This window comes from Arthrobacter horti (genome assembly GCF_030731045.1).
Taxonomy (GTDB): Bacteria; Actinomycetota; Actinomycetes; order Actinomycetales; family Micrococcaceae; genus Arthrobacter_E; species Arthrobacter_E nanjingensis.
Map to the genome: position 1 here is coordinate 578278 of NZ_JAVALS010000001.1, position 24574 is coordinate 602851.

Sequence of the window (24574 nt, forward strand, 5' to 3'; positions counted from 1 at the left end):
CTAAACTAGGTGCGTCAGCCAGTTTAAGCCGTGGCCGGGGTGTGCGACGAACACGCACCGGGCGGTGAAGGACGACGGCGCCGAGAGGGCGCCGCAGGAGGTCTCGGGTGGGAACCAGCAAGCAGGAGCTGCGAGAGCAGCGCCGTCGGATGCGCCAGATGGAGGCGCGGCGGTCCTTGCGCAACGCTCAGCAGCAGCGCCGCAAGAGGGACAACGTCCTGGCCATCGGCGCCGGCGTGGTCGCCGTCGGGCTCGCCGTGGTGCTGCAGCTGACCGCCTTCGCCAGCAACCCCACGCCCGACGAGTACGCGGCCGTGCAGGCCGGGCTCGCGTCCCCCAGTGCGTCGCCGTCGCCCACGGCGAGCAACGTGGGGAACATCCCGAACCCGGACGTCGCACGCGGCAAAACCTTCACCGGGACCCTCACTCTCAACGGCAAGCCGCTGGGCGTGACCCTGGACGGCACCAAGGCGCCTCAGGCCGTGTCCGTGTTCAAGACGCTGGCGGACCAGAACTTCTTCAAGGGCAATAACTGCCACCGGCTCACCACCTCGGGAATCTTCGTGCTGCAGTGCGGTTCCAAGGACGGCAAGGGCGGTGCGGATCCCGCATTCCAGTGGGGGCCGGTGGAGAACGTCCCGGCGAACGGCGTGTACCCGGCCGGGACCATCGCCGTGGCCCGGGCGGCGAGCACCTACAGCAACGGGACGCAGTTCTTCGTCGTGTACAAGGACAGCAAGCTGCCGGTGGACACGGGCGGGTACACCGTGATGGGCAAGGTCACCTCCGGGCTCGACGCCGTCTCGGCCATCGCGGCCACCGGTGTCACGAGCGGCGGAACCTCCGCCACGGATGGCCAGCCTGCCACGAAGGTGACGATAGACTCGTTTACTCTGAAGTGATGCCGCTTCCGCAAGCGGCATCCCAGGTCCCCGGCCAGCCCCGGGGAGTGCGCACATTCCAACGAAGGAAAGAGTTCCAGCGGTGACAGACAGTCAGCAACCCGACGAAGCCACCACTCCGGAGGCCCCCGTTGCTCAGCCTGCGGCTCCCAGCCCTGCAGCTTTCGCGGCACGCCCCAAGCCGGCGGCCGCACCGGTCGCCCCGCAGCACACCGCCGACGTCGCGGTGGACCTCGTGGCCGCCCGCGCGTTCGGCCGGGTGGAAGGCGACGGCCACGTCTTCGTGACCGTCGACGGAGAGGAGCACGTGGCGGGCCAGTACCCGGGCGTCTCCGCCGAGGAAGCCCTTGCCTATTTCGCCCGCAAGTACGAGGACATCGTCGCCCAGATCGCGCTGCTGGAGAGCCGTGTCGAGGCCAAGGCCACCGGCGGGGACCTTCCCACCAGCCTGAAGCACCTGCGTGAACAGCTTGAAGCACGGAACGTCCTGGGCGACATCCGTGGCGCCCTGGACCGCGTCTCCGCACTCGAGGGCAAGGTCTCCGGACTGCTGGCCGAGCAGCGGGCCGAGCACGAGGCGGCGAAGGCCGAGCAGCAGAAGATTCGCGAGGACATCGTCGCTGAGGCGGAGGCCATCTCCGGCCAGGACCCCGCCGCGACGCAGTGGAAGACCTCCAGCACCCGGATGAACGAGCTTTTCGATGCCTGGAAGGCCGCTCAGAAGTCCGGCGTCCGCCTGCCCAAGAGCGTGGAGGAGAATCTCTGGAAGCGTTTCCGCGGCGCCCGCACGGTCTTCGACCGGCACCGCCGGGCCTACTTCTCCCAGCTGGACAGCGCCAATGCTCAGGCCAAGTCCGTGAAGGAAGCCCTCATCGCCGAGGCGGAGAAGCTGCAGAACTCCACCGACTGGGGCGCCGTCGCCGCCGAATACCGCCACCTCATGGACCAGTGGAAGGCCGCACCCCGCGCCAGCCGCAAGGAGGACGACACCCTCTGGGCGCGGTTCCGTGCCGCGCAGGACGTCTTCTTCAATGCCCGCCAGTCCGCCACCGATGAGGTGGAGGCCGGCTACGCGTCCAATCTGGCCGTGAAGGAACAGCTTCTGCTCGAGGCCCAGGGAATCGTGCCGGTCTCCGATCTCGCCGCCGCCAAGAAGGCCCTGCAGTCGATCCGCGACCGCTGGGAAGAGGCGGGACGTGTGCCCCGCGCCGACATGGGCCGGATCGAGGCGGCCATGCGCCGCGTCGAAGACGCCGTCCGCGAAGCGGAAGAGGAGAACTGGCGCCGGAGCGACCCGGAGGCCAAGGCCCGCAGCAACAGCATGATCGAGCAGCTCGAGGCGACCATCGCCGGTCTCCGGGACGATCTGGACCGCGCCGAGGCCAAGGGCGACGCCCGTGCCGTCAAGTCCGCCCGCGACGCTTTGGAAGCCCGCGAGCAGTGGCTGGACGTGGTGCGTCAGTCCGCCAAGGAGCTCGGCTGATCCGCCGCTGACCACCGCACGCTGAAGGCCGTCGCAGGCCGGGTCCGCCCGGTATGCGGCGGCTTTCGCGTTGCCCGGCCTGCATTGTCCGGTCTGCGTTGTCCACAGGCGGGCCGTCCCGTGCTCGCCCGATGGCGTATCGCACGGCAGGATGACCTCATGGACAACTCCGTGAGCCGGCTCACAGGCCGGCAGTCTCTCCTCAGGCCCGGGCACCCCTTCAGCCCGGCGGAACTGGGGGCCATGGCGCTGGATGGCCTGACCAGGCCGGTGGCCCACGATCTGTTCATGCCGGCTTCTGCCGTGATCGACGCGCGGACGCGGGCACGCGCCATGGCGCTCCGGATCCCCACGGAGTTCAGGCAGAGGGTGGTGGTGGGCAGGCTCAGCGCCGCCTGGGTCCATGGGCACGGCCCGGAGCCTCTCCGCACGGTATTGCTGGTGGACCGCGGGCACCGGGCGGCCGGACTCAGGCGACGCCTGCGGGCGGACTTCCACGAGGTGGGGCTGGGCTCGTACGACCTGCTCAGTCTGGGAGGTCTGCTGGTGACCACTCCCCTGCGCACGGCGGTGGACATCGCGGGGACCCTGCGCGCGGACCTGGCGGTCCCGGTGCTGCGCAGCATGCTCGAGGATCCCGGGCCGGGGTTCAGCTGGAGGCTGCTCCGGCTCGCCGTCGAGCACACCGTGCCACCGGGCAGGATCGGCGCCGCACTGGAGAAAGTGGACGCATGCCTGGGATGACCTCCACCGCTCCGTTCCCGCGGCTCAGCGCCGCTGGCCCCCACCGGTGCGGTACACGTCGAACACCCCGTCGATGCGCCGGACCGCGTTGAGGATGTGGTCCAGGTACTTCGGGTCACCCATTTCGAAGGCGAAGCGGGAGATCGCCAGGCGGTCCTTCGATGTGTGGACGCTCGCCTCGAGGATGTTCACGTGATTGTCGGACAAGACCTTGGTGACATCCATGAGGAGGCTCTTCCGGTCCAGGGCCTCCACCTGGATCTGCACCAGGTAGATGCTGCTGCGCGTCGGGGCCCATTCGACCTCGACGAAGCGGTCCGGCTCATCGGAGAGGGCCAGCACATTGGGGCAGTCGCTGCGGTGCACGGAGATCCCGGAGCCTCGCGTGACATAGCCCGTGATGGCGTCCGGCGGGACCGGGGAACAGCACCGTGCCAGCTTGACCCATACATCGTCCACGCCGCGGACGATCACGCCGGCGTCGGAGACCCGCCCCGACGGCGTGTGTGTGCGCGCCGGGGTGAATTCCTCCACGGAGGGCGGTGCCGGCTCAGCGAGCCGTTCCATGGCCTTCTCCACCACGGACTGCGTGGAGATGTGACCATCGCCGATCCCGGCGTACAGACCTGCCACGTCCACGTATTTGAACGTCTCCGCCAGGGCCGCCAGATTCTCCGGGGTCAGCACCTTGGTCAGGGGAAGGCTCTGCTTGCGCATGGCGCGCGTGAGCATCTCCTTACCCTTCTCGATGGACTCCTCACGGCGCTCCTTGGTGAACCACTGCCGGATCTTGTTCCGGGCCCGGGCGCTCTTGACGAAGTGCTGCCAGTCCTGGCTGGGGCCGGCGCCCTCGGCCTTCGAGGTGAAGACCTCCACCCGGTCACCGTGGCTCAGCTCGGAATTCAGGGGGACAAGCTTGCCATTGACGCGGGCGCCGATGGTGCGGTGCCCGACTTCGGTGTGAACGGCGTAGGCGAAGTCGACGGGCGTCGCCCCGGCGGGCAGAGTCATGATCTCGCCACGGGGCGTGAACACGAAGACCTCGTTGGTGCTGATCTCGTGCCGCAGGCTGTCCAGGAAGTCGCCCGGATCGACAGTCTCCCGCTGCATGTCCACGAGCGAACGGAGCCAGCCCATCTCCCCCTCGCGGGGAGCTGCACCGGAACGCGCCTGGTGCTTGTACTTCCAGTGCGCGGCGACGCCGTACTCCGCGTTGCGGTGCATCTCATGCGTGCGGATCTGAATCTCCACGGTCTTGCCGCCCGGCCCGATCACGGAGGTGTGCAAGGACATGTACATGTTGAACTTCGGGATGGCGATGTAGTCCTTGAACCGCCCGGGGATCGGCTTCCAGAGGGAGTGCACCACGCCCAGTGCGGCGTAACAGTCCTTGACCGTGTCCACCAGGATGCGGACGCCCAGGAGATCGTTGATGTCATCGAACTCCTTCTCCCGCACCACCATCTTCTGGTAGATCGAGTAGTAGTGCTTCGGACGGCCCGTGATCGTCGCCTTGATCCGGGACTCCCGCAGCTCATCCGCCACCATTTCGCGGATGCTGCTCAGCAGCTCCTCGCGCTCCGGGGTCCGGGCGCTCACCATCCGTACGAACTCCTCGTAGACGCGAGGGTACAGGGCCGCGAAGGACAGATCCTCCAACTCCCATTTGACGGTGTTCATGCCGAGCCGGTGGGCCAGCGGGGCGAAGATGTCCAGCGTCTCCCGGGCCTTCCGCGACGAGGACTCCGCGGAGACGAAACGCCAGGTCCGGGCGTTGTGCAGTCGGTCGGCGAGTTTGATCATCAGCACGCGGATGTCCTTGGCCATGGCGACCACCATCTTGCGGACGGTCTCTGCCTGCGCCGCGTCACCGTAGGTGACCTTGTCCAGCTTGGTCACGCCGTCCACCAGCATGGCGACTTCCGGGCCGAAGTCCTTGGAGAGCTGCTCCAGGGTGTAGTCGGTGTCCTCCACCGTGTCGTGGAGCAGGGCAGCGGCGAGAGTCGTCCCGCTCATGCCCAGTTCCGCCAGGATCGTGGCGACCGCCACCGGGTGGGTGATGTAAGGATCCCCGCTCTTGCGCTTCTGGCCGCGGTGATGCAGTTCCGCAGTGTCGTAGGCGCGCTGCAGGTAGTCCAGGTCCTCGCGGGGGTTGTTGATCCTCACCGTCCGCAGAAGCGGTTCCAGGATCGGCGAGTAGCTCAGGCTGGTCCGGCCGGTCAGCCGCGCCAGCCGCGACAGCGTGCGTTCCCGGCGTCCCGGGAAAGTGGCCTTGGCCGCGGAGTTGTCCACGGGGACTCCCACCACCGTGTGTCCGGGAGCCTGCAGAGCGGTGCGCTGCGGCGCCGTCGTGGATTCCGGTTCATCCGCAGCGGCACGCGGGAATGCCCCGCCTCCGTCTTCCGGAGCCGGTCCCGGTGCCGAACCATCCACCACAGCTGTTCCTTCCCCGCGGACTTAATTCCCCCAGTCTAATCCGTCGTCCCGGCTTAAAAGGACGACGGACGCCTTCCACCAGGGGTGGAGGACGCCCGTCGTCGTACGGCAGACCGGAACGGTGCCTCAGGCCTCCGCGGGGAGAGCCTCGACGCGGCTGCGGCGCTGCTCGACCTTCTCGGCCTGTGCCGTGAGGCCGGACTCGCCACGGCGAAGCCAGGCGTACAGCGGGGCAGCCACGAACAGCGTGGCGAGCGTGCCCACGATGATGCCGACGAACAGGGCCAGCGACAGGTCCCGCAAGGTGCCCGCACCCAGGAGGCCGGCGCCGATGAACAGGATCGCCGCGACCGGGAGAACGGCCACCATGCTCGTGTTGATCGACCGCACAAGCGTCTGGTTCACGGCCAGGTTGACCTCTTCCGCGAAGGTGCGGCGGGTGGAGGTCGCGATGTCGGCCGTGTTCTCACGGATCTTGTCGAAGACCACCACGGTGTCGTAGAGCGAGTAGCTCAGCACCGTCAGGAAGCCGATGATGGCGCTGGGCGTCACCTCGAAGTCACCGATGGCGAAGACGCCCGCCGTGATGATCTGGGTGACGGCCATGCCGGCGATCGCCGCGAGAGACATCTTCCAGGTGCGGAAGTACAGCGCCATCAGAAGCGCCGCGAGAAGCACGAACACGATCAGGCCGATGAGGGCCTGCTGGCTCACATCGGCGCCCCAGGTGGGACCCACGAAGGTGGAGGTGACCTGGTCCTTGGTCACACCGTACGCCTTGGCCAGGGACGCGCTCAGGTCGACGGTCTGCTGATCGCTCAGCTTGTCGGTCTGAATGCGCATGGTGTTCCCGGCGATGTTGGCGACGCGGGGGGCCGCGGTCTGGATGACCTGGTGCACCGCATCCTCGCCGAGGCGCTGATCCGTGGACTTGACGTTGGACACCGTGAACTCGGAGCCGCCACGGAAGTCGATGCCCAGGTTGAAGCCGCCCTTGAGGACTGGTGCCAGGATGGACACCGCCACCAGGACCACCGCGATGAGCATCCAGATCCTGGCCCGGCCCACGAAGTTGTAGGAGCGCTTGCCCGTGTAGAGCTCGTTGCCGAAGCGCGCGAAGACTGTGGACATGATTACTTGTCGTCCTTTCCGGCGGTCTCCGCGCCCTGGGCGGCTTCACGCTCGGCCAGCCGGCGCTCCGCGATGGTCATACGCCGTTCCGCCTCGTTGCGGGCTCCGCTCTTGCGGCCGCTCACGGCACCTGCGGGCTGCAGGTCCTCCGCGGTCCGGACACGGCCGGCGCCACGGTAGAGCGGGATGGCACCCAGCGTGCGCGGGTCGAGGCCGGAGAAGCGGTGGCCCTCACCGAAGAAGCGGGTGCGCGCCAGCAGGAGCAGCGTCGGGTGCGTGAACAGGAACACCACCAGGAGGTCGGCGATCGCCGTCAGGCCGAGAGTGAAGGCGAAGCCTCGCACGTTGCCCACGGCGACGAAGTAGAGCACGACGGCGGCGAGCAGGTTCACGGCCTTGGACGCCAGCACGGTGCGCTTGGCGCGGCGCCAGCCGTTTTCCACGGCGGCGACCAGGCCACGTCCTTCGCGGAGCTCGTCACGGATGCGTTCGAAGTACACGATGAAGGAGTCCGCAGTCTGGCCGATGGCCACGATGAGGCCGGCCACGCCTGCCAGGGAGAGGCGGTAGTTCTGGGCCCAGCCGAGCAGCGTGATCGCCAGATAGGTCAGGATGCCGGCCACCACCAAGGAGAACACGGTGACGAAGCCCAGCGCGCGGTACTGGAACAGCGAGTAGACCACCACGAGCAGCAGGCCGATCAGACCGGCCACCAGACCCATCTGGAGCTGCTCCCCGCCGAGCGTCGCGGAGATCGACTCGGAGGACTGGATCTCGAAGCTGATCGGCAGCGCGCCGTAGCGGAGCTGGTCGGACAGCGTCTTGGCCGAGGCTTCGGTGAAGTTGCCGGTGATCTGCGGGCGGCCGTCCGTGATCACGGCCAGGGCACGCGGCGCGGAGAGCACCTTGTCGTCCAGGACGATGGCGAACTGTGCCTGCGGGTTGTTCCCGCTGTCCCCGCCGGACTGCACGTAGAAGTTGTTCAGACGCTGCGTGACGTCCTTGAAGATCTTGGTGCCGTCACCGTTGAACTGGATGTTCACGGCCCATTCGTTCGTGACGGTGCCCTGGCGGCCCTGCTGCAGGCCGTAGGTGGAGGTCACGATGTCCTGGCCCTTGACCTCGACGGGACCCAGGACGTATTTGATGGCAGGCTGGCCGTCCGCCGCCGGCTGGCACGTGACCAGGGGCTTCGTCGGATCGGAGCGCTTGGCACCGCCCTTGTCCAAGGTGGAGCAGTCGAGCGCCTCGAACTCCTTCACCACGTCCGCGGTCAGCCAGGCGGTGTCGCTGGCGTTCTTCGGGGTGGTGGGCTTGGGCAGCTTGTCCGCGGGCGTCCGCTGCGCCTCCGGCACCGGGGTGCCTGCGCCTGCGGTGATCACCGGGCGGAAATTCATGTCGGCGGAGGCCTGGATCAGGTTGCGGGTCTCCTGGGAAGGGGTTCCCGGCATCGCCACGACGACGTTGCGGCCGCCTTGAGTGGTGATCTCCGCCTCGGAGACGCCGGATCCGTCCACACGCTGACGGATGATCTCCACTGCCTGGTTGAGCTGATCCGCATTCACCGATCCGCTGCCTTCGACACGCGGCGCCAGGATCATCTGGGTGCCGCCTTCGAGATCGAGAGCGAGTTTCGGCGTCCAGCCGGATGCGCCGGAGAGTGCTCCTCCGGCCACGACCGCGGTCATGGCCAGGGTCAGTGCGACAAGCCACAGCAGCGTTCTGCGCGCCACCCGTGTTGGGCCGGTCTTAGCCATCTATTGGGGTCCTTTAGGGGTGCGTGGCCGGAACAGGCCACGGAATGTGCAGGGGTCTACTTGCTCTCACCGTTGAGACGCTTGAGGGTCTCCTCGGGGGTCTCAACGGCCACGTCGGCTGCAGTCGGCTCGGAAGTCTCCTGCGCGACAGCGGCGGGCTCCTTCTCCAGGGATACGGCACCCTCAGAGACGGCCTCCTCAGCGGGAGCGGCGGGCTCGACGACCTTGGAGACGGCCTGGCGGTGAACGGTGGCCAGGTTGCCGGGAGAGATCTCGAGAACCACCTTGTTCTCAGCCTCGTCGATGGAGCGGATGGTGCCGAAGAGACCGAAGCTCGTCATGACGTCCACGCCGGGCGCGAACTGGGACTGCATCTCCTGCTGCTTCTGCTGGGTCTTCTTGTTCCTGCGCATCATGAGGAACATGAGCACCGCCAGGGCGGCCAGCATCAAGAGCATTGTGGGATCCACGGATTACTTCCAATCGTTGCTTCTGCGGTCACGCGTTTCAGGCATGACCCACCCCCTACGGATGTGGCGGGCGTCATCACAGTCTACGGGGAAATCCCGGGAGGCCGGTGAACGCACGGAGGGCGTGGGCTGAATGCTCAGGCCAGCTCGTCGTCCTCGAGCAGCAACGGCTGGAAGGACTCTTCGGTCAGGCCCACGGAGGCGAATTGCTCCCGGCCGAACACGCCGTCCGGCACCGCGAAACCCAGATGCGTCCACGCGGCGGCCATCGCGATACGGCCGCGCGGGGTCCGGCCGACCAGGCCTTCGCGCACCAGGAACGGCTCGGCCACGGTCTCCACGGTCTCCGGTTCCTCACCGACGGCGATAGCCAGGGTGGACAGGCCGACGGGACCGCCTCCGAACTTGGTCACGAGGGCATCCAGCACGGAGCGGTCCAGCCGGTCCAGGCCACGCGAGTCCACTTCATACATGTCCAGGGCGGCCCCGGCCGCGCGGGCATCGATCTGCTCGACGCCGTGCACCAGAGCCCAGTCACGCACTCGCCGCAGGAGGCGGTTGGCGATACGGGGCGTCCCCCGGGAGCGGCCCGCGATCTCGCTGAACCCCGCGGAGGACACCTTGAGGTCAAGGAGACCGGCGGAGCGCCGCAGCACGAGCTCCAGCTCCTCGACCGTGTAGAACTCGAGGTGACCGGTGAAGCCGAAACGGTCACGGAGCGGACCGGGGAGCAGGCCGGCCCGGGTGGTGGCACCGACCAGGGTGAACGGCGGCAGCTCCAGGGGAATCGCCGTGGCTCCGGCACCCTTGCCCACCACGATGTCCACCCGGAAGTCCTCCATGGCCATGTACAGCATCTCTTCGGCCGGACGGGACATGCGGTGGATCTCGTCCAAGAAGAGGACCTCGCCCTCACTGAGGGAGGAGAGGATGGCCGCAAGGTCACCGGCATGCTGGATGGCGGGGCCGCTGCTGATCCGCAGGGGCGCGTTCATCTCCGCGGCGATGATCATGGCGAGGGTCGTCTTGCCCAGACCGGGCGGGCCGGAGAGCAGCACATGGTCGGAACTCTTGCCACGCAGACGGGAGGCCTCCAGCACCAGCTTGAGCTGCTGGCGGACGCGGGCCTGGCCCACGAAGTCATCGAGGTTCTTGGGCCGCAGGGCAGCCTCAATGGCCCGCTCCTCCGGCTCGTCCCCACCCCTGACCAAAGAGCCCTCAGCCGGAGATTCCACAGAGCCGTCAGCCACGGCCGCTCCTCATCCGGGCACCGTCCTGGCCGAGCCAGCGGAGCGTGGCCCGCAGGATCTCGGGAACACTTCCGGCATCCGCCAGATCCGGAGAATCCTTCAGCGCCTTGTCGATGTTCGAGGAGGCGTCCTTCTCGCTCCAGCCGAGGCTGCTCAGAGCCGCGACCACCTGCGGCTTCCAGGCTTCCTCGCCGGACACCGGAAGGAGCGGGGAACCCGGAGTGCCGGTACCGTGCGGCACCAGCTTGCCCTTGAGCTCCAGGACGATCCGGCCGGCGACCTTGGGGCCGATCCCCGGCACCTTGGTGAACGCCTTGCTGTCCTCGCTGTGCGCCGCGATACGGATCGACTCAGGGTCCAGCACGGCGAGCACCGCCAGCGCGAGGCGCGGCCCCACGCCGCTGACGGTGAGGAGCGTCTCGAAGACCTCCCGCTCGTCGTCGTCCGCGAAACCGAAGAGCGTCAGCGAGTCCTCCCGGACGATCAGCGCGGTGCTGACGCGTGCCTCCTCACCGAGACGCAGCGCGGACAGCGTCTGAGGGGTGGCCTGCACGGCCATGCCCACCCCGCCCACTTCCAGGACGGCGCTGGACAGGCTCAGATGCGTCACGGTTCCCCGGAGCGAGCTGATCACGGATACCCCTCAATCGGATGTCGGCCATTCGAACATTTCTACGAACAGACTAGCAAGACAGCCTGGGCTCACCGTCCGCGGCGCGCCCGCGCCTCGGCCTCCGCCCAGGCTTTCTGGGCCGGGGTCAGGGCTGCGGTCCCGGGTCCCGACGTCGCCACGGCCGCGCCGCTGCCGGCACGCCAGGCGTGGGTGATGGCCAAGGCCAGGGCGTCCGCGGCATCCGCGGGCCGCGGGGCCTCCTGCAGCCGGAGGATCTTGGTCACCAGCTTGGTGACGGCCTCCTTGTTGGCCCGTCCGCTTCCCGTCACCGCGGCCTTGACCTCGGACGGGGTGTGAAGAGCGACAGGGATGCCGCGGCGGGCCGCGGCGGCGATCACGATGCCGGAGACCTGGGCGACGCCCATCACCGTGCTCACGTTCTGCTGGGCGAACACACGTTCGACGGCGACGACGTCGGGGTGGTGACGGTCCAGCCAGTCGTCGATGGCGTTCGCCACCACCAGAAGGCGGGCATCCAGAGGCTGGTCGGCGGACGTGCCGACCACGCCGACGTCGACCATGGTGGCGCGGCGGTCCCCCGCCACGTCCACCACGCCCAGGCCGCACCGGGTCAGGCCGGGGTCCACGCCCAGAACCCGCAGGCTCATGGGCGAGCCCCCGGCCCGCACGGGCTGATTACTCGGCCTCGAGCTGAGCCTGGACCTCTTCGCTCAGGTCAGCATTGGTGTAGACGTTCTGGACGTCGTCCAGGTCTTCCAGGGCGTCCACGAGCTTGAGGAACTTCTTGGCGCCGTCGAGGTCGAGGTCCACCTTCATGGACGGCACGAACTCGGCCTCGTCGGTCTCATACTCGATGCCCGCTTCCGCAAGCGCATCGCGGATGGCCTGCAGATCACCGGGCTCGGAGTGGATCTCCCAGTTCTCGCCCTCGTCCTTGACCTCATCGGCGCCGGCCTCGAGGACCGCCATCAGCAGATCGTCTTCGCTCAAGCCGTTCTTCGGCAGGCTCACTACGCCGCGGCGGGCGAACATGTAGGCCACGGAACCCGGGTCAGCCACGGAGCCGCCGTTGCGGGTGATCGCCAGGCGCACTTCGGAGGCCGCACGGTTCTTGTTGTCCGTGAGGCACTCGATCAGCAGCGCGGAGCCCTGAGGGCCGCGCGCCTCGTACATGATCTCGGTGTAGTCGACGACCTCACCGGTCAGACCGGCGCCACGCTTGATGGCGCGGTCGATGTTGTCATTCGGAACGGAGTTCTTCTTGGCCTTGGAGACGGCGAGGTCGAGTGCCGGGTTGCCGGAGAGATCCGGCCCTCCCATGCGGGACGCGACCTCGATGTTCTTGATGAACTTCGCGAACGCTTTGGCGCGCCGACCGTCGATGACAGCCTTCTTGTGCTTGGTGGTAGCCCATTTGGAGTGGCCCGACATGCCTACGCTTCTCCCTTGATCATCCGGATGAACAGTTCGTGAACGCGCAGCTCCCCCGTCACTTCCGGGTGGAAGGACGTGGCGAGAAGATTGCCCGAACGAACCGCAACAATTCTAGCCCGTGAATCCACCGTGGCGGCGGCAGGCATCTCGGCGGGCTCCAGCTGAGCGAGCACTTCGACGCCGTCGCCGATCGACTCCACCCAGGGCCCACGGATGAAGACCGCGTGAACGGGGGCCACTCCGTCGCCGTCTCGCCCTGCGGAGAACTCCAGCCCGCCGAAGTCCAGATCCAGCTCGAAGGACTCGCGCTGACGGCCGAAGGCGTTGCGCCGCACCGTCATGTCGATGCCGCCGAAGGTCTCCTGCGGGTGCCCGGAGAGATCGAGGGTGGGGTCCTGGATCCGGTCCGCCAGGAGGATCATGCCGGCGCAGGAACCATAGACGGGCATGCCCGCGGCGATGCGTTCACGGATGGGATCCGCCAGTTCGAAGGAACGGGCGAGTTTGTCGATCGCCGTGGACTCACCACCGGGGATGATCAGGCCGTCGACGGCGGCGAGCTCGGACGGGCGGCGCACGGCCACCGTCCGGGCGCCGAGCGTCTGGGCCGAGTGGAGGTGTTCACGGAAGTCGCCCTGAAGGGCGAGGACGCCGACGAGCGGGGAGTCCCCGGACGGCGCGGTACTGAGAGGATTCTGCACGTATTCGAGTGTAAAACGGCGCCCAGGACGCGTCTGCCGTGTGACATCCGCGACTCCGGCGCGCTCCCCGCCCTCGCCGGGCGGGTGGTCCCCAGCCGGTAGCATGGGCGGGGACCTGTTATCGATCGAAAAGGTGCGCAGTATGTGCGGAATCGCCGGTTACCACGGCTTTGGGGAGAACGCGGCGATGCTCAAGGCCATGAGCGCCTGCATCGTCCATCGGGGCCCCGACGGCGAGGGCTACTTCACCGAGGCGAACGTGGGACTCGCGCACCGGCGGCTGTCGATCATCGACGTGGCGCACGGCCAGGAGCCGATGATCAGCGCCGACGGGGACACCGTTCTGGTCTACAACGGCGAGGTGTACAACTACCTTGAGCTCCGCGCCGAGCTCGAGGAGCTGGGCCGCGTCTTCCGCACGCAGTCGGACACCGAAGTGGTGCTCCAGGCGTATGAGCAGTGGGGCACGGAGGCGTTCGACCGTTTCAACGGCATGTTCGGCTTCGCCATCCTGGACAAGAAGCGGAACGTCACCGTCCTGGCGCGCGACCACTTCGGCATCAAGCCGCTTTACTGGGCCAATGTGGGCACGGACGCGGCCCCGAAGGTGCTCTTCGCCTCGGAGATCAAGCCGATCCTGGCCACCGGTGAGCTGAAGGCCGCTCCGAATGAGCGCATCCTCTACCGGTACCTGCAGTACCGGATCCACGATGACAGCGCCGAGACGTTCTTCGCCGGCGTGAACAAGCTGATGCCGGGCGAGATGATGACCATCGACAACGCCACGGGCCGGTTCGCGATCGAGGCGTTCACCCGGCTGCGCCAGGAGCTTGAGGAACTGTCCACGCAGAACCGCCCCTACACCCCGGAGGTCACCGAGGAGTACCGGCAGCGCTTCACGGAGGCCGTCCGCATGCGCCTGAAGTCCGAGGTCCCGGTGGGCTCCGCCCTCTCCGGCGGCCTGGACTCCTCCGCCGTGGTGGTCACCATCAACAAGCTCATGCAGGAGCAGGCCGAGGCGGTCGATTCGATCGGCGCCAAGCAGAACACCTTCAGTGCCGTGTTCCCCAACTCCATCAATGATGAGGAGCACTACGCGGACGCCGCGATCGCCAAGTGCAGCGGGAACATCCAGGCCCATAAGATCCTGCCGACTCCGGAAGGCTTCAACGAGGATCTGGACGACTTCGTCCGTACCATGGAGGAGCCGATCATCTCCTCCGGCCCGTACGCGCAGTACTGCGTGATGAAGGAGGCCAGCAAGCACGTCACGGTGCTCCTGGACGGCCAGGGCGCGGACGAGATGATGGCCGGGTACATCCCGTACTACTTCGCGTACCTGCGCCAGCTGAAGAAGGCGGGCGACTACCGCAAGCTGTTCCAGGAGGCCGGCCAGTCCCTGGACATCTTCTATCGGCTGGGCCGCTTCCGCCTGAAGTCCAAGCTCACCGCCAAGAAGAGCGTGAGCATGGGCCAGCTGCTGAACAAGGAGTTCACCTCCGGCCACCGCGGTGAGAAGTTCACCAACGTCCCGGACAACATGAAGCTGCGTCTGATCGACGATCTCTTCCACAAGTCCCTGCCATCGCTGCTGCGCTACGAGGACAAGAACACGATGCGCTTCTCCCTGGAGGGCCGCGTGCCGTTCCTGGACAAGGAAGTGGTGAAGTTCCTCTTCAGCCTCTCCGACGAGGCCATCATCAAGGGCGGCTGGAACAAGCGCATCCTGCGGGACGCCACCCGCGGCCTGCTGCCGGAGAAGATCAGCAACCGCCGCAACAAGATCGGTTTCACCACCCCGGAGGCGGAGTGGTTCAAGCTGATGAACGAGCGGATCTACAAGATCTTCATGTCCAACTCGTTCTACAACCGCCCGTACTGGAACCGCGAGGCCGTGTTGACCGCGTTCGAGGAGTACCTCAACGACAAGAACGACGCCGACACGATGATCTTCTGGCGTCTGATGAACGTGGAGCTGTGGTTCCGTGAGTTCATCGACCAGCCCGAGACCCCGGCGGACGTGAAGCTGAACAAGAGCGACTACGAGCCGAACCCGGGCAAGGAGCTCGCCATCGAGTCCGCCGGCTCCTCCTTCCTGCGCTTCCCGCTGCAGACCGAGGTGTTCGCCAAGGACACCGAGCTGGCGCCGGCCGTGGCGCAGTACCCGCAGCGCTTCTTCGACGGGCTCGACTCGGCCCCGGCCGAGGTCCGCGACGCCGTGACGGAGGCCCGCACCGACGGCCGCAAGTGGTACCTGCTGGTGAGCGAGAAGATCGTGGCCATCACCCAGGGACGCTCCTTCCCGGTGTGGGAGATCAAGGTCTCCCCCGCGGCCCGCGTGCTGAGCAAGTTCGTCACCCGTACCCCCGCCGGCATCGGCCTGGGCAGCCCCTGGTCCATGCAGATCGCCATCAACGAGGTGGGCCTGCCCCTCATCGCGAAGGCGGCTGCGGCGTCCGTGGCGGGCAAGTTCCAGGGCAAGAGCGGCGTCTTCTATGACGTGGTGGGCAACAACATCAACGCCATCGACGGCGCCACTCCGTACAGCCTGGGAGCGGCGAGCAACTCCGTGAAGCTGGCCCCTAAGGACCCCGAGGGTGTGGCGCGCAGCCTGAGCGCCGCCCTGCGGGCCGCCCTGCCGGCCAATGCCGTGGAGAACTTCGGCGGTGTGGCCATCATGGACGCGAACGACCTCGGCGTCGTGGTCATGGGCCACGACACCGTGCTGCCCACCGAGACCATTGCGGGCATGTTCAAGGACAACCCGCAGGGTCAGGGCGCCCAGGCGACTCCCATGTCCCTCGTGGTGACCGGGGCCTGACGCCCCACGGAACCCTGGTCCGCGAAGGCCCCGCCGGTTGATCCGGCGGGGCCTTCGCGTTCTGGGTCATTCACCCCCCGGCGTATTGTGACCTGGGTCTCCTGTGTGAAAGGGTCATTTCATGACGAATCCGCTCCTGTCCCCCAGCACGCTCCCCTACGGACTGACTCCCTTCGCCGAGCTCACACCCCGGCACTACCGCGAAGCCGTGCTGCAAGGACTTCAGGAGCAGCGCGCGGAGCTTGAAGCGATCGTGGAGGATCCGGCCGGTGCCACCTTCGCGAACACGGTCCTGGCTCTCGAGGCGTCCGGCCGGCTGCTGGACAGGGCCCTCCGTGCCCTGGACACGGTGGCCGGGGCGGACGGCTCACCTGAACTCGACGCCGTGGAAACAGAGGTCACCCCACTGCTGGCCGCCCACCGTGACGGTATCTACCTCAACGACGGCCTGTACCGGCGTTTCGCGGCCGTCGACGCAGGGTCATTGGCCGGGGAGGACCTCCGGTTGCTCGAGGAGTACCTGCGGGAGTTCCGGCTGGCGGGCATCGACCTGGGCGCCGGGGCCCAGGAACGCTTGAAGGCCGTCAACACCCGGCTCTCCGCGCTCGGCACCGAATTCGCTCAGAAGGCAAAGGAGGCGGTCAACGCCGGGGCCCTGGTGGTGGACACGGAGGAGGAGCTCCGTGGGCTCGACGCCGACGCGATCCGGTCAGCCGCCCAGTCCGCCACCGATGCCGGGCACGAGGGCAAGTACCTGATCCCGTTGATCCAGCCGAGCAGCCAGCCTGCTCTGTCCGTCCTCGAAAAACCGCGGACACGAGCCGCCCTGCTGCGCAACTCCCTGGCACGCGGAACTCAGGACGACACGCTGGACGTGAGGGCGAACATCCTGGAGCAGGTGGCCCTAAGGGCGGAAAAGGCCGAGCTCCTGGGCTTCGAGAACTACGCCGAGCTGGCCGTGCAGGACCAGACCGCTCCCGGCCTGCGGCCGGTGCTGGAGATGCTGCGCCGGATGGCGCCGTCCGCACGCGCGAACGCCGGTGCCGAGGCCGCCTACCTGGCCGTCTCAGCCGGCGGGCCGATCACCGCAGCGGACTGGCAGTTCCACTCGGACCGGGTCCGCGCCGAACGCTTCCAGGTGGATGAGCAGGAGCTCCGGGCGTACTTCGAACTGAACACAGTGATCGAGCACGGCATCTTCGCCGCGGCCGGCCGGCTGTTCGGGCTCCGCTTCACCGAGCGCTTCGACCTGCCCGCCTACCACCCGGATGTCCGGGCCTGGGAGGTGTTCGAGGAGGACGGCAGCCCCCTGGGCCTCTTCCTAGGTGACTACTTCACCCGCCCGTCCAAGCGGGGTGGGGCGTGGATGAACTCGCTCGTGGAACAGTCCACCTTCGCCGGCACGCATCCGGTGGTGTTCAATACGCTCAATGTGGCCCGGCCGGCCGAGGGCGAACCCGCTCTGCTGACCCTCGATGAGCTCCGGACCGTGTTCCACGAGTTCGGGCACGCCCTGCACGGCCTGCTCTCCCGGGTGAAGTACCCCAAGCTCTCCGGCGCCAATGTGCCGCGCGACTTCGTGGAGTACCCGTCCCAGGTCAACGAGATGTGGATGTTCGACCCGGAGATCCTGGCGGGCTACGCACGGCACCACGAGACCGGCGAACCGCTGGACCCCGCCGTACTCGGGCGGCTGGAGGACGCCGCGCTCTGGGGACAGGGGTTCGGGACCATGGAGTACCTGGGAGCCGCTCTATTGGACCTGGCCTGGCACTCCTTCGGGGCCGACTCGGTTCCGGCGGACGTGGAGGCGTTCGAGCAGTCCTCCCTCGAAGCGGCCGGGCTGGCCTGGGAACTGGTGCCGCCGCGGTACCGTTCGGGTTACTTTCAGCACATCTTCGCGGGCGGCTGGTATGCCGCGGGCTACTATTCCTACATCTGGAGCGAGGTGCTGGACGCGGACACGGTCGAGTGGTTCCGCGAGAACGGCGGCCTGAGCCGGGACAACGGAGAACACTTCCGCGCCGAGCTGCTCAGCCGTGGCAACAGCCGCGACCCGCTGACAAGCTTCCGCGCCTTCCGCGGCCGGGACGCCGACGTCGCGCCCCTCCTGAAACGCCGCGGCCTCGCCTGAGAGACTCCCGGGAACGACGGCGGCCGGTCACCTTCACGTGAAGGTGACCGGCCGCCGTCGTACTTCAGCGCTGAGGCTTACCAGCCGCGCTCGGCGAACTGGATGGAGCGGGCGGGCTCGTCCACGTTGATGCCCACCATGGCCTCGCCCAGACCGCGGGAGACCTTGGCGATGACGTCGGCGTCGTCGAAGAAGGTGGTGGCCTTCACGACGGCGGCGGCACGCTGGGCCGGGTTGCCGGACTTGAAGATGCCGGAACCGACGAACACGCCGTCGGCGCCGAGCTGCATCATCATGGCGGCGTCGGCCGGGGTGGCGATGCCACCGGCGGTGAAGAGGACCACGGGCAGCTTGCCGGTGGCCGCGACCTCCTTGACCAGCTCGTACGGGGCCTGCAGCTCCTTGGCGGCCACGTACAGCTCGTCCTCGGGCAGGGCGGAGAGCTTGGCGATCTCGGAACGGATCTTGCGCATGTGACCCGTGGCGTTGGAGACGTCGCCGGTGCCGGCCTCGCCCTTGGAACGGATCATGGCCGCACCCTCGTTGATGCGGCGCAGGGCCTCACCGAGGTTGGTGGCACCGCAGACGAAGGGGACGTCGAAGGCCCACTTGTCGATGTGGTTGACGTAGTCGGCCGGGGTCAGGACCTCGGACTCGTCGATGTAGTCGACGCCGAGGGACTGCAGGACCTGGGCCTCGACGAAGTGGCCGATACGGGCCTTGGCCATCACCGGGATGGAGACGGCCTCGATGATGGCCTCGATCATGTCCGGGTCGGACATGCGGGACACGCCGCCCTGCGCGCGGATGTCCGCGGGAACGCGCTCGAGGGCCATGACGGCCACGGCACCGGCGTCCTCGGCGATGCGAGCCTGCTCGACGTTCACGACGTCCATGATGACGCCGCCCTTGAGCATGTCCGCCATGCCCCGCTTGACGCGGCTGCTGCCGGTGACGACGGCGGCGGTGCCGTTGGTGTTCTCGCCGTTCAGTTCAGCTGTAGACACAAAAACCCCTATGGGTATCAGAGAAGACGTACGCCACGGGACACGCGGTGAACCCCACACGTGTCCCCCGACGGGTGGCTGGTGACCACTTGTCATAAAGTCTAGTCTTCCCGGTGGGGTGCCGGTGCCGCGTTACTTCGCGTTCAGGGACGCCTGACGGTGGACGGTTCCGATCCTCTGAGCGATGGTCACCAGCGATGCCAGCGCCAGAAGCACCAGGGTGACCAGAAGGTACACCTCGGGAAGGCCCAGCCCTGTCAGGCCGGTCAGCAGCAGGAGCGCCAGAATCCGTTCGGCGCGTTCGGCGATGCCCACATTGCAGGAGAAGCCCAGGGACTCCGCCTTGGCACGGGCATAGGACACCACGGAGCCGAGCACCAGGCAAGTCAGGGACGCGGCACCGATGTACGGGTTTCCGCCGCCGGTGAAGAACCAGAAGGCCACGCTCCCGAACAGCACCCCGTCTGCGAAGCGGTCGAGCGTCGCGTCCAGGAACCCTCCCCACGAACCACTCCGGCCCGAGAGCCGCGCCATGATGCCGTCCACCACGTCGGAGAAGATGAAGAGCGTGACCGCCACGGTGCCCCAGAAGAGCTGCCCCATCGGGTACAGCACCGCGGCGGAGACGACGGCCCCGAGCGTCCCGAAGACCGTGACGGCGTCGGGAGTCACCCCTGCCTTGAGCAGCACCTTGGCGACCGGCGTGAAGAGGCGCGTGAACAGAGCGCGTGCACGGCGATTGAGCATGGGCTCAGCCGACCTCCACCGTGCCGGAGCCGCCCTGAGGCCACGCCGCGGCCAGGAGCTCACGTGTCTCCCCCAGCGTCTGCGTGATGGCCTTGGTCTGGGCGATGACCGGCAGGAAGTTCCCGTCCCCACCCCAGCGGGGCACCACGTGCTGGTGGAGGTGCGCCGCGATCCCGGCCCCTCCCACCTTGCCCTGGTTCATCCCGATGTTGAACCCGCCGGGGTTAGACACCTTCTGGATGACCTCCATGGCGGTCTGGGTCAGCGCCGAGAACTCGGCCGTCTCCTCCACCGTCAGCTCCGTGTAATAGGAGACATGGCGGTAGGGGTTGATCAGGACGTGGCCCGGATTGTACGGGTACAAGTTCAGCACCACATAGCAGAGCCGGCCCCGGTGCACGATCAGGGATTCCTCGTCGCCGCGGGACGGCCCCACGCAGAACGGGCAGGCATCCGGGTGGTCGAGCTGGCCCGCCCCGCCCTTGACGTACGCCATGCGATGAGGAGTCCACAGGCGTTGGAAGGCATCCGGCACTCCGGCGAGCTGGAAGTCATCCGTCACGCTCGCATCCCTCCCGTGCCCGGCGGCCTGTCCAACGCCCGTGGATTCCGTCATTACTGGTTGGTCCTGTTCTTCACCGCGTCCACGATCCGCTTCACGGCCTCATCGACCGCCACGCCGTTCTCCTGGCTGCCGTCGCGGAAGCGGAAGGACACGGCGCCGTTCTCGGCGTCCTCGCCACCGGCGATCAGCACAAACGGGATCTTGTCCTTGCTGGCGGTGCGGATCTTCTTGGGGAAGCGGTCGCTGGAGGCGTCCACCTCGACGCGGATGCCGGCCTTCTTCAGCTTGGCCGCCACCTCATAGAGGTAGTCGTTGAACGCCTCGGCCACCGGGATCGCCACCACCTGGACGGGAGACAGCCAGGCCGGGAACGCACCCGCGTAGTGCTCGGTCAGCACACCCAGGAAGCGCTCGATCGAGCCGAACTTGGCGGCGTGGATCATCACGGGCTCCTGACGGGTCCCGTCCGCAGCCTGGTACTCCAGCCCGAAGCGAGCCGGCTGGTTGAAGTCGTACTGCACGGTGCCCATCTGCCAGGTGCGGCCGATGGCGTCCTTCGCCTGGACGGAGATCTTGGGACCGTAGAATGCGGCTCCACCCGGATCCGCGACCAGCTCCACGCCACTGGAGGCTGCGACGCGCTCCAGGACCTCGGTGGCCTCGGCCCACTGCTCATCGCTGCCGATGAACTTGTCCGACTCGGGATCACGGGTGGAGAGCTCCAAGTAGAAGTCGTCCATCCCGAAGTCACGCAGCAGGGACAGCATGAAGCCGAGGAGATGCTCCACCTCGGCTGGCGCCTGCTCCTTGGTCACGTAGGAGTGGGAGTCGTCCTGGGCGAAGCCGCGGACACGGGTCAGGCCGTGCACCACTCCGGACTTCTCGTACCGGTACACGTGGCCGAACTCGAAGAGCCGCAGCGGCAGTTCGCGGTAGGACCGTCCACGCGAGCGGAAGATCAGGTTGTGCATGGGGCAGTTCATCGCCTTGAGGCGGTAGTCCTGCCCGGGCTTGGTGACGTTGCCGTCCTCGTCATGCTCGGCGTCCACATGCAGGGCGGGGAACATGGTGTCGGCGTAGTACGGCAGGTGGCCGGAGGTGTGGAAGAGCCCGTCCTTGGAGATGTGGGGTGTGCCCACGTACTCGAAGCCCTCCTCGATGTGCCGGCGGCGGACGTAGTCCTCCATCTCCCGCTTGATCACACCGCCCTTGGGATGGAACACGGGCAGGCCGGAGCCCAGCTCGTCAGGGAAGGAGAACAGGTCCAGCTCGGCACCGAGCTTGCGGTGGTCGCGGCGCTCCGCCTCGGCCAGACGCTCCTGGTATGCCTTCAGGTCCTCCTTGGTGGGCCAGGCGGTGCCGTAGATGCGCTGCAGGGGCTTGTTGTTCTGGTTGCCCAGCCAGTACGCAGCGGACGAACGGGTCAGCGCGAAGGCATTGGAGATGAGTTTGGTGTTCGGCAGGTGCGGGCCGCGGCACAGATCGCACCAGACGGTCTCGCCGCTCTTGCGGTCCACATTGTCGTAGATGGTGATGTCACCGGCGCCGACTTCGACGTTCACGCCCTCACCGGCCGAGTCCGCGGAGTCGGCCTTGCCGAGCAGCTCCAGCTTGTACGGCTCATGGGCCATGGCCACCTTGGCCTCCTCGGTGGAGACCACGCGGCGCTCGAACCTCTGGTTCTGGTTGACGATCTTGAGCATCATCTTCTCGAGGGCCTTGAGGTCCTCGGGGGTGAACGGCTCGGCGACGTCGAAGTCGAAGTAGAAGCCGTCCTTGATGTACGGGCCGATGCCGAGCTTGGCGTCCGGACGCAGCTGCTGCACGGCCTGCGCCATGACGTGAGCGGTGGAATGGCGGAGGACGTTCAGGCCGTCCGGCGAGCCGATGGCGACGGACTCGACGTCGGCGCCGGCCTCAAGCGGCTGGTCCAGATCCTTGAGCACACCGTCCACACGCATGACCACGACGTCGCGCCGCTCGAAGAAGAGCTCCGCGCCGGTGGTGCCCGTGGTCACCTGGGTCTCGTCTCCGTCGACTCTGAGGGTGATCTGCTGGGCTTCTGACACGGTGTCTCCTATTCATGTTGCGGCTTCATGACTTGCGGCATACGGGACCACAGCCAGCCACAAGACAGTCTAGAGGACTGGCGCGGCCGCCACTGAACATGGGCCGAACGGTGCAGGAACAAGCCCCAGGGAGGGTGGCCCGGACCACAGGGAAGGGCTAGCATCCACACATGAGCGCTCGTGTGAACATCAGCAAAGCCCACACCGACACCTACAAAGCCCTGGGGAAGATGAGCGAAGCGGCCACCAAGGCCGCCGAGGCCGCGGACATCAGCCCGCAGCTGTGCGAACTCCTCAAGATCCGCGCCTCGCAGCTTAACGGATGCGCCTACTGCATCCGCGTGCATACCCGTGCAGCCCTGAAGCTCGGCGAGACCACCGACCGCGTCTCGCTGCTCACCAATTGGCGGGAGACGGAGTACTTCACCGCCGTCGAACGCGCCTCGCTGGCCCTGACCGAGGCGATCACCATGATCTCCGACCGCCAGGTGCCGGACGACATCTACGTCCCGGTCTCCCAGGTGCTCAGCGAGGAGCAGATCTCCGCGGTCTCCTGGCTGACCGTGGCGATCAACTCCTACAACCGCGTCAACATCACCAGCGGATACCCCGTCAAACCCTGACGGCGGCCCTCGCACGGCCCACGGAATACGACGACGGCGGGCGGCCGGGATCTCTCCCGGCCGCCCGCCGTCGTCGCCGGCTCCGTCACCGGAACCTGGCGATAGTGACGCTCACTAGATGTTGAAACCCAGCGCGCGCATCTGGTCCTTGCCGTCGTCGGTGATCCGCTCGGGACCCCATGGCGGCATCCAGACCCAGTTGAGACGCCAGTCGTCCACCACGCCGTCCAGGGCCTTGCCCACCTGCTCCTCGAGCACGTCGGTGAGCGGGCAGGCCGCCGTGGTCAGGGTCATGTCGATCAGGAGCGCGCCGTCATCCTCGGAGTACTTGAGCCCGTACAACAGACCCAGATCCACCACGTTGACGCCGAGCTCGGGGTCGATGACGTCCTTGAGGGCCTCTTCGATGTCCTCGAGACTTGTTCTGGCCGCATTCACTTCGGTCATCTTCTCTCCGTTTCCGGGTTGGGCGGTGATACTCAGACGGCGGCCGGCTCGGCGGCGGAACCGGCACCGGCCACGTAGCGGTCGTAGCCCTCGTCCTCGAGGCGGTCGGCCAGCTCCGGACCGCCCTGCTCCACGACCTTGCCGTCCACGAACACGTGAACGAACTCCGGCTTGATGTAGCGCAGGATGCGGGTGTAGTGGGTGATGAGCAGGGTGCCCATGTTGCCGGTGGCGTGAGCACGGTTCACGCCCTCGGAGACGACCTTGAGGGCATCGACGTCCAGGCCGGAGTCGGTCTCGTCCAGGACGGCGAACTTCGGCTTGAAGAGCTCAAGCTGGAGGATCTCCACGCGCTTCTTCTCGCCTCCCGAGAAGCCCTCGTTGACGTTGCGCTGAGCGAAGTCGGCATCGATGCGGAGCTGGTCCATGGCGGCCTTGACGTCCTTGGTCCAGGTGCGCAGGGCCGGGGCCTCGCCGTCGATGGCGGTCTTGGCGGTGCGGAGGAAGTTGGTCATGGTGACACCGGGGACCTCCACCGGGTACTGCATGGCCAGGAAGAGACCGGCGCGGGCGCGCTCGTCCACGCTCATCTCCAGGACGTCTTCGCCGTCCAGGGTGATGGAGCCGCTGGTCACCGTGTAGCGGGGGTGACCCGCGATGGTGGAGGCCAGGGTGGACTTGCCGGAGCCGTTGGGGCCCATGATGGCGTGGGTCTCGCCGGTCTTGATGACCAGGGAGACGCCCTTGAGGATTTCCTTCTCGCCCTGCTCCGTCTCGATGCTGACGTGCAGGTCCTTGATTTCAAGAGTAGACATGCTGTTCTTTCTTGTTCCGTAAAAGCTTGACTGCGCGGCCGGTCGCTAGAGGACCCGGGCGCCGTTCACAACGTTGCTGGTGTCGACGTACACGTCCTCGCCCTGGATCTGAACGGCGAAGACGGGGACGGGATCATAGGCGGGCAGCTGGAGAGGCGCACCGGACCGCAGGTCGAACTGGGATCCGTGACCCCAGCATTCGATCGCGCAGCCTTCCACGTCACCTTCGGAGAGGGAGACGTCGGCATGCGAGCAGGTGTCGCCGATGGCGTGGATCTCCCCCATCGAGTCCTTCACCACGGCCACGGGGTAGCCGTCGATGAGGATCCTGAGGGCCTGCTTGGGTGAGATCTCGGTGCTCTTGCACACCAGGGTCCCCTGCGGCGTTTCCGGCACTGCGTTCC

At 67.2% G+C, this 24574-nt stretch carries 22 protein-coding genes; 6 read left to right on the top strand and 16 right to left on the bottom strand.

The genetic code is table 11. The features are described from left to right. Positions 1–107: 107 nt before the first annotated feature. The 3 genes from Q9R02_RS02750 to Q9R02_RS02760 all read left to right on the top strand — a co-directional run bounded on the left by Q9R02_RS02750 (position 108) and on the right by Q9R02_RS02760 (position 3129). On the top strand, positions 108–902 hold the full coding sequence (locus Q9R02_RS02750; RefSeq protein WP_425279196.1) for a peptidylprolyl isomerase: 795 nt from the start codon (positions 108–110) through the stop codon (positions 900–902). 55 nt (positions 903–957) lie between these two features. Next, positions 958–2385 (top strand): DUF349 domain-containing protein, encoded by a 1428-nt coding sequence (locus tag Q9R02_RS02755; protein ID WP_425279210.1) that lies wholly within the window; start codon positions 958–960, stop codon positions 2383–2385. A 159-nt stretch (positions 2386–2544) separates the two neighbouring features. Then, positions 2545–3129: a hypothetical protein gene (locus Q9R02_RS02760; RefSeq protein ID WP_305995099.1), complete on the top strand. Its 585-nt coding sequence runs from the start codon at positions 2545–2547 to the stop codon at positions 3127–3129. A 24-nt stretch (positions 3130–3153) separates the two neighbouring features. On the opposite strand, the gene Q9R02_RS02765 is transcribed toward Q9R02_RS02760, so the two are convergent. From Q9R02_RS02765 to pdxT, 9 genes are all read right to left on the bottom strand, one after another. Continuing rightward, the gene (locus tag Q9R02_RS02765; protein WP_305995321.1) at positions 3154–5436 is read right to left on the bottom strand and encodes a RelA/SpoT family protein; all 2283 of its coding nucleotides are present in this window, start codon (positions 5434–5436) and stop codon (positions 3154–3156) included. 255 nt (positions 5437–5691) lie between these two features. Beyond that, the gene (gene secF / locus Q9R02_RS02770) at positions 5692–6696 is read right to left on the bottom strand and encodes a protein translocase subunit SecF (protein WP_305995100.1); all 1005 of its coding nucleotides are present in this window, start codon (positions 6694–6696) and stop codon (positions 5692–5694) included. 2 nt (positions 6697–6698) lie between these two features. Next, complete coding sequence (gene secD / locus Q9R02_RS02775; protein ID WP_305995101.1) at positions 6699–8453, bottom strand: protein translocase subunit SecD; 1755 nt, start codon at positions 8451–8453, stop codon at positions 6699–6701. 56 nt (positions 8454–8509) lie between these two features. Next, the gene (gene yajC, locus Q9R02_RS02780; protein ID WP_305995102.1) at positions 8510–8911 is read right to left on the bottom strand and encodes a preprotein translocase subunit YajC; all 402 of its coding nucleotides are present in this window, start codon (positions 8909–8911) and stop codon (positions 8510–8512) included. Positions 8912–9060: 149 nt separating this feature from the next. Continuing rightward, entirely contained in the window at positions 9061–10158 is a 1098-nt protein-coding gene (ruvB, locus tag Q9R02_RS02785) for a Holliday junction branch migration DNA helicase RuvB (RefSeq protein ID WP_305995322.1), read from the bottom strand. A gap of 7 nt (positions 10159–10165) precedes the next feature. Further along, entirely contained in the window at positions 10166–10807 is a 642-nt protein-coding gene (gene ruvA / locus Q9R02_RS02790; RefSeq protein ID WP_305995103.1) for a Holliday junction branch migration protein RuvA, read from the bottom strand. Between the two features lie 68 nt (positions 10808–10875). After that, positions 10876–11454 (bottom strand): crossover junction endodeoxyribonuclease RuvC, encoded by a 579-nt coding sequence (gene ruvC, locus Q9R02_RS02795; RefSeq protein ID WP_305995104.1) that lies wholly within the window; start codon positions 11452–11454, stop codon positions 10876–10878. Positions 11455–11482: 28 nt separating this feature from the next. Continuing rightward, on the bottom strand, positions 11483–12238 hold the full coding sequence (locus tag Q9R02_RS02800; protein ID WP_305995105.1) for a YebC/PmpR family DNA-binding transcriptional regulator: 756 nt from the start codon (positions 12236–12238) through the stop codon (positions 11483–11485). A gap of 2 nt (positions 12239–12240) precedes the next feature. Next, complete coding sequence (pdxT, locus tag Q9R02_RS02805) at positions 12241–12942, bottom strand: pyridoxal 5'-phosphate synthase glutaminase subunit PdxT (RefSeq protein WP_305995106.1); 702 nt, start codon at positions 12940–12942, stop codon at positions 12241–12243. Between the two features lie 142 nt (positions 12943–13084). On the opposite strand from pdxT, the gene asnB reads away from it, so the two are divergent. Further along, entirely contained in the window at positions 13085–15763 is a 2679-nt protein-coding gene (asnB, locus tag Q9R02_RS02810) for an asparagine synthase (glutamine-hydrolyzing) (RefSeq protein ID WP_305995107.1), read from the top strand. A 121-nt stretch (positions 15764–15884) separates the two neighbouring features. After that, positions 15885–17897, top strand: a complete 2013-nt coding sequence (locus tag Q9R02_RS02815) for a M3 family metallopeptidase (protein ID WP_305995108.1) — start codon at positions 15885–15887, stop codon at positions 17895–17897. Between the two features lie 77 nt (positions 17898–17974). On the opposite strand, the gene pdxS is transcribed toward Q9R02_RS02815, so the two are convergent. The 4 genes from pdxS to thrS form a co-directional block, all read right to left on the bottom strand. Continuing rightward, on the bottom strand, positions 17975–18904 hold the full coding sequence (gene pdxS / locus Q9R02_RS02820) for a pyridoxal 5'-phosphate synthase lyase subunit PdxS (protein WP_425279197.1): 930 nt from the start codon (positions 18902–18904) through the stop codon (positions 17975–17977). 132 nt (positions 18905–19036) lie between these two features. Further along, positions 19037–19651 (bottom strand): phosphatidylinositol phosphate synthase, encoded by a 615-nt coding sequence (pgsA, locus tag Q9R02_RS02825; RefSeq protein WP_305995109.1) that lies wholly within the window; start codon positions 19649–19651, stop codon positions 19037–19039. Between the two features lie 4 nt (positions 19652–19655). After that, positions 19656–20267: an HIT family protein gene (locus Q9R02_RS02830; protein WP_305995110.1), complete on the bottom strand. Its 612-nt coding sequence runs from the start codon at positions 20265–20267 to the stop codon at positions 19656–19658. Beyond that, a complete protein-coding gene (gene thrS / locus Q9R02_RS02835) occupies positions 20267–22285 on the bottom strand; it encodes a threonine--tRNA ligase (protein WP_305995111.1) in 2019 nt (672 codons plus the stop codon). Before thrS ends, Q9R02_RS02830 begins: the two co-directional genes overlap by 1 nt. 170 nt (positions 22286–22455) lie before the next feature. Here thrS and Q9R02_RS02840 point away from each other — a divergent pair, with 170 nt between their 5' ends. Further along, entirely contained in the window at positions 22456–22908 is a 453-nt protein-coding gene (locus Q9R02_RS02840) for a carboxymuconolactone decarboxylase family protein (protein ID WP_305995112.1), read from the top strand. Between the two features lie 114 nt (positions 22909–23022). Here Q9R02_RS02840 and Q9R02_RS02845 read toward each other — a convergent pair whose 3' ends face one another. The 3 genes from Q9R02_RS02845 to Q9R02_RS02855 are packed head-to-tail and all read right to left on the bottom strand — an operon-like array spanning position 23023 to position 24566. Then, a complete protein-coding gene (locus tag Q9R02_RS02845; protein WP_305995113.1) occupies positions 23023–23355 on the bottom strand; it encodes a metal-sulfur cluster assembly factor in 333 nt (110 codons plus the stop codon). A gap of 32 nt (positions 23356–23387) precedes the next feature. Beyond that, positions 23388–24170: a Fe-S cluster assembly ATPase SufC gene (gene sufC / locus Q9R02_RS02850; RefSeq protein WP_305995114.1), complete on the bottom strand. Its 783-nt coding sequence runs from the start codon at positions 24168–24170 to the stop codon at positions 23388–23390. Between the two features lie 45 nt (positions 24171–24215). Further along, positions 24216–24566: a non-heme iron oxygenase ferredoxin subunit gene (locus Q9R02_RS02855; protein WP_305995115.1), complete on the bottom strand. Its 351-nt coding sequence runs from the start codon at positions 24564–24566 to the stop codon at positions 24216–24218. Positions 24567–24574 lie beyond the last annotated feature (8 nt).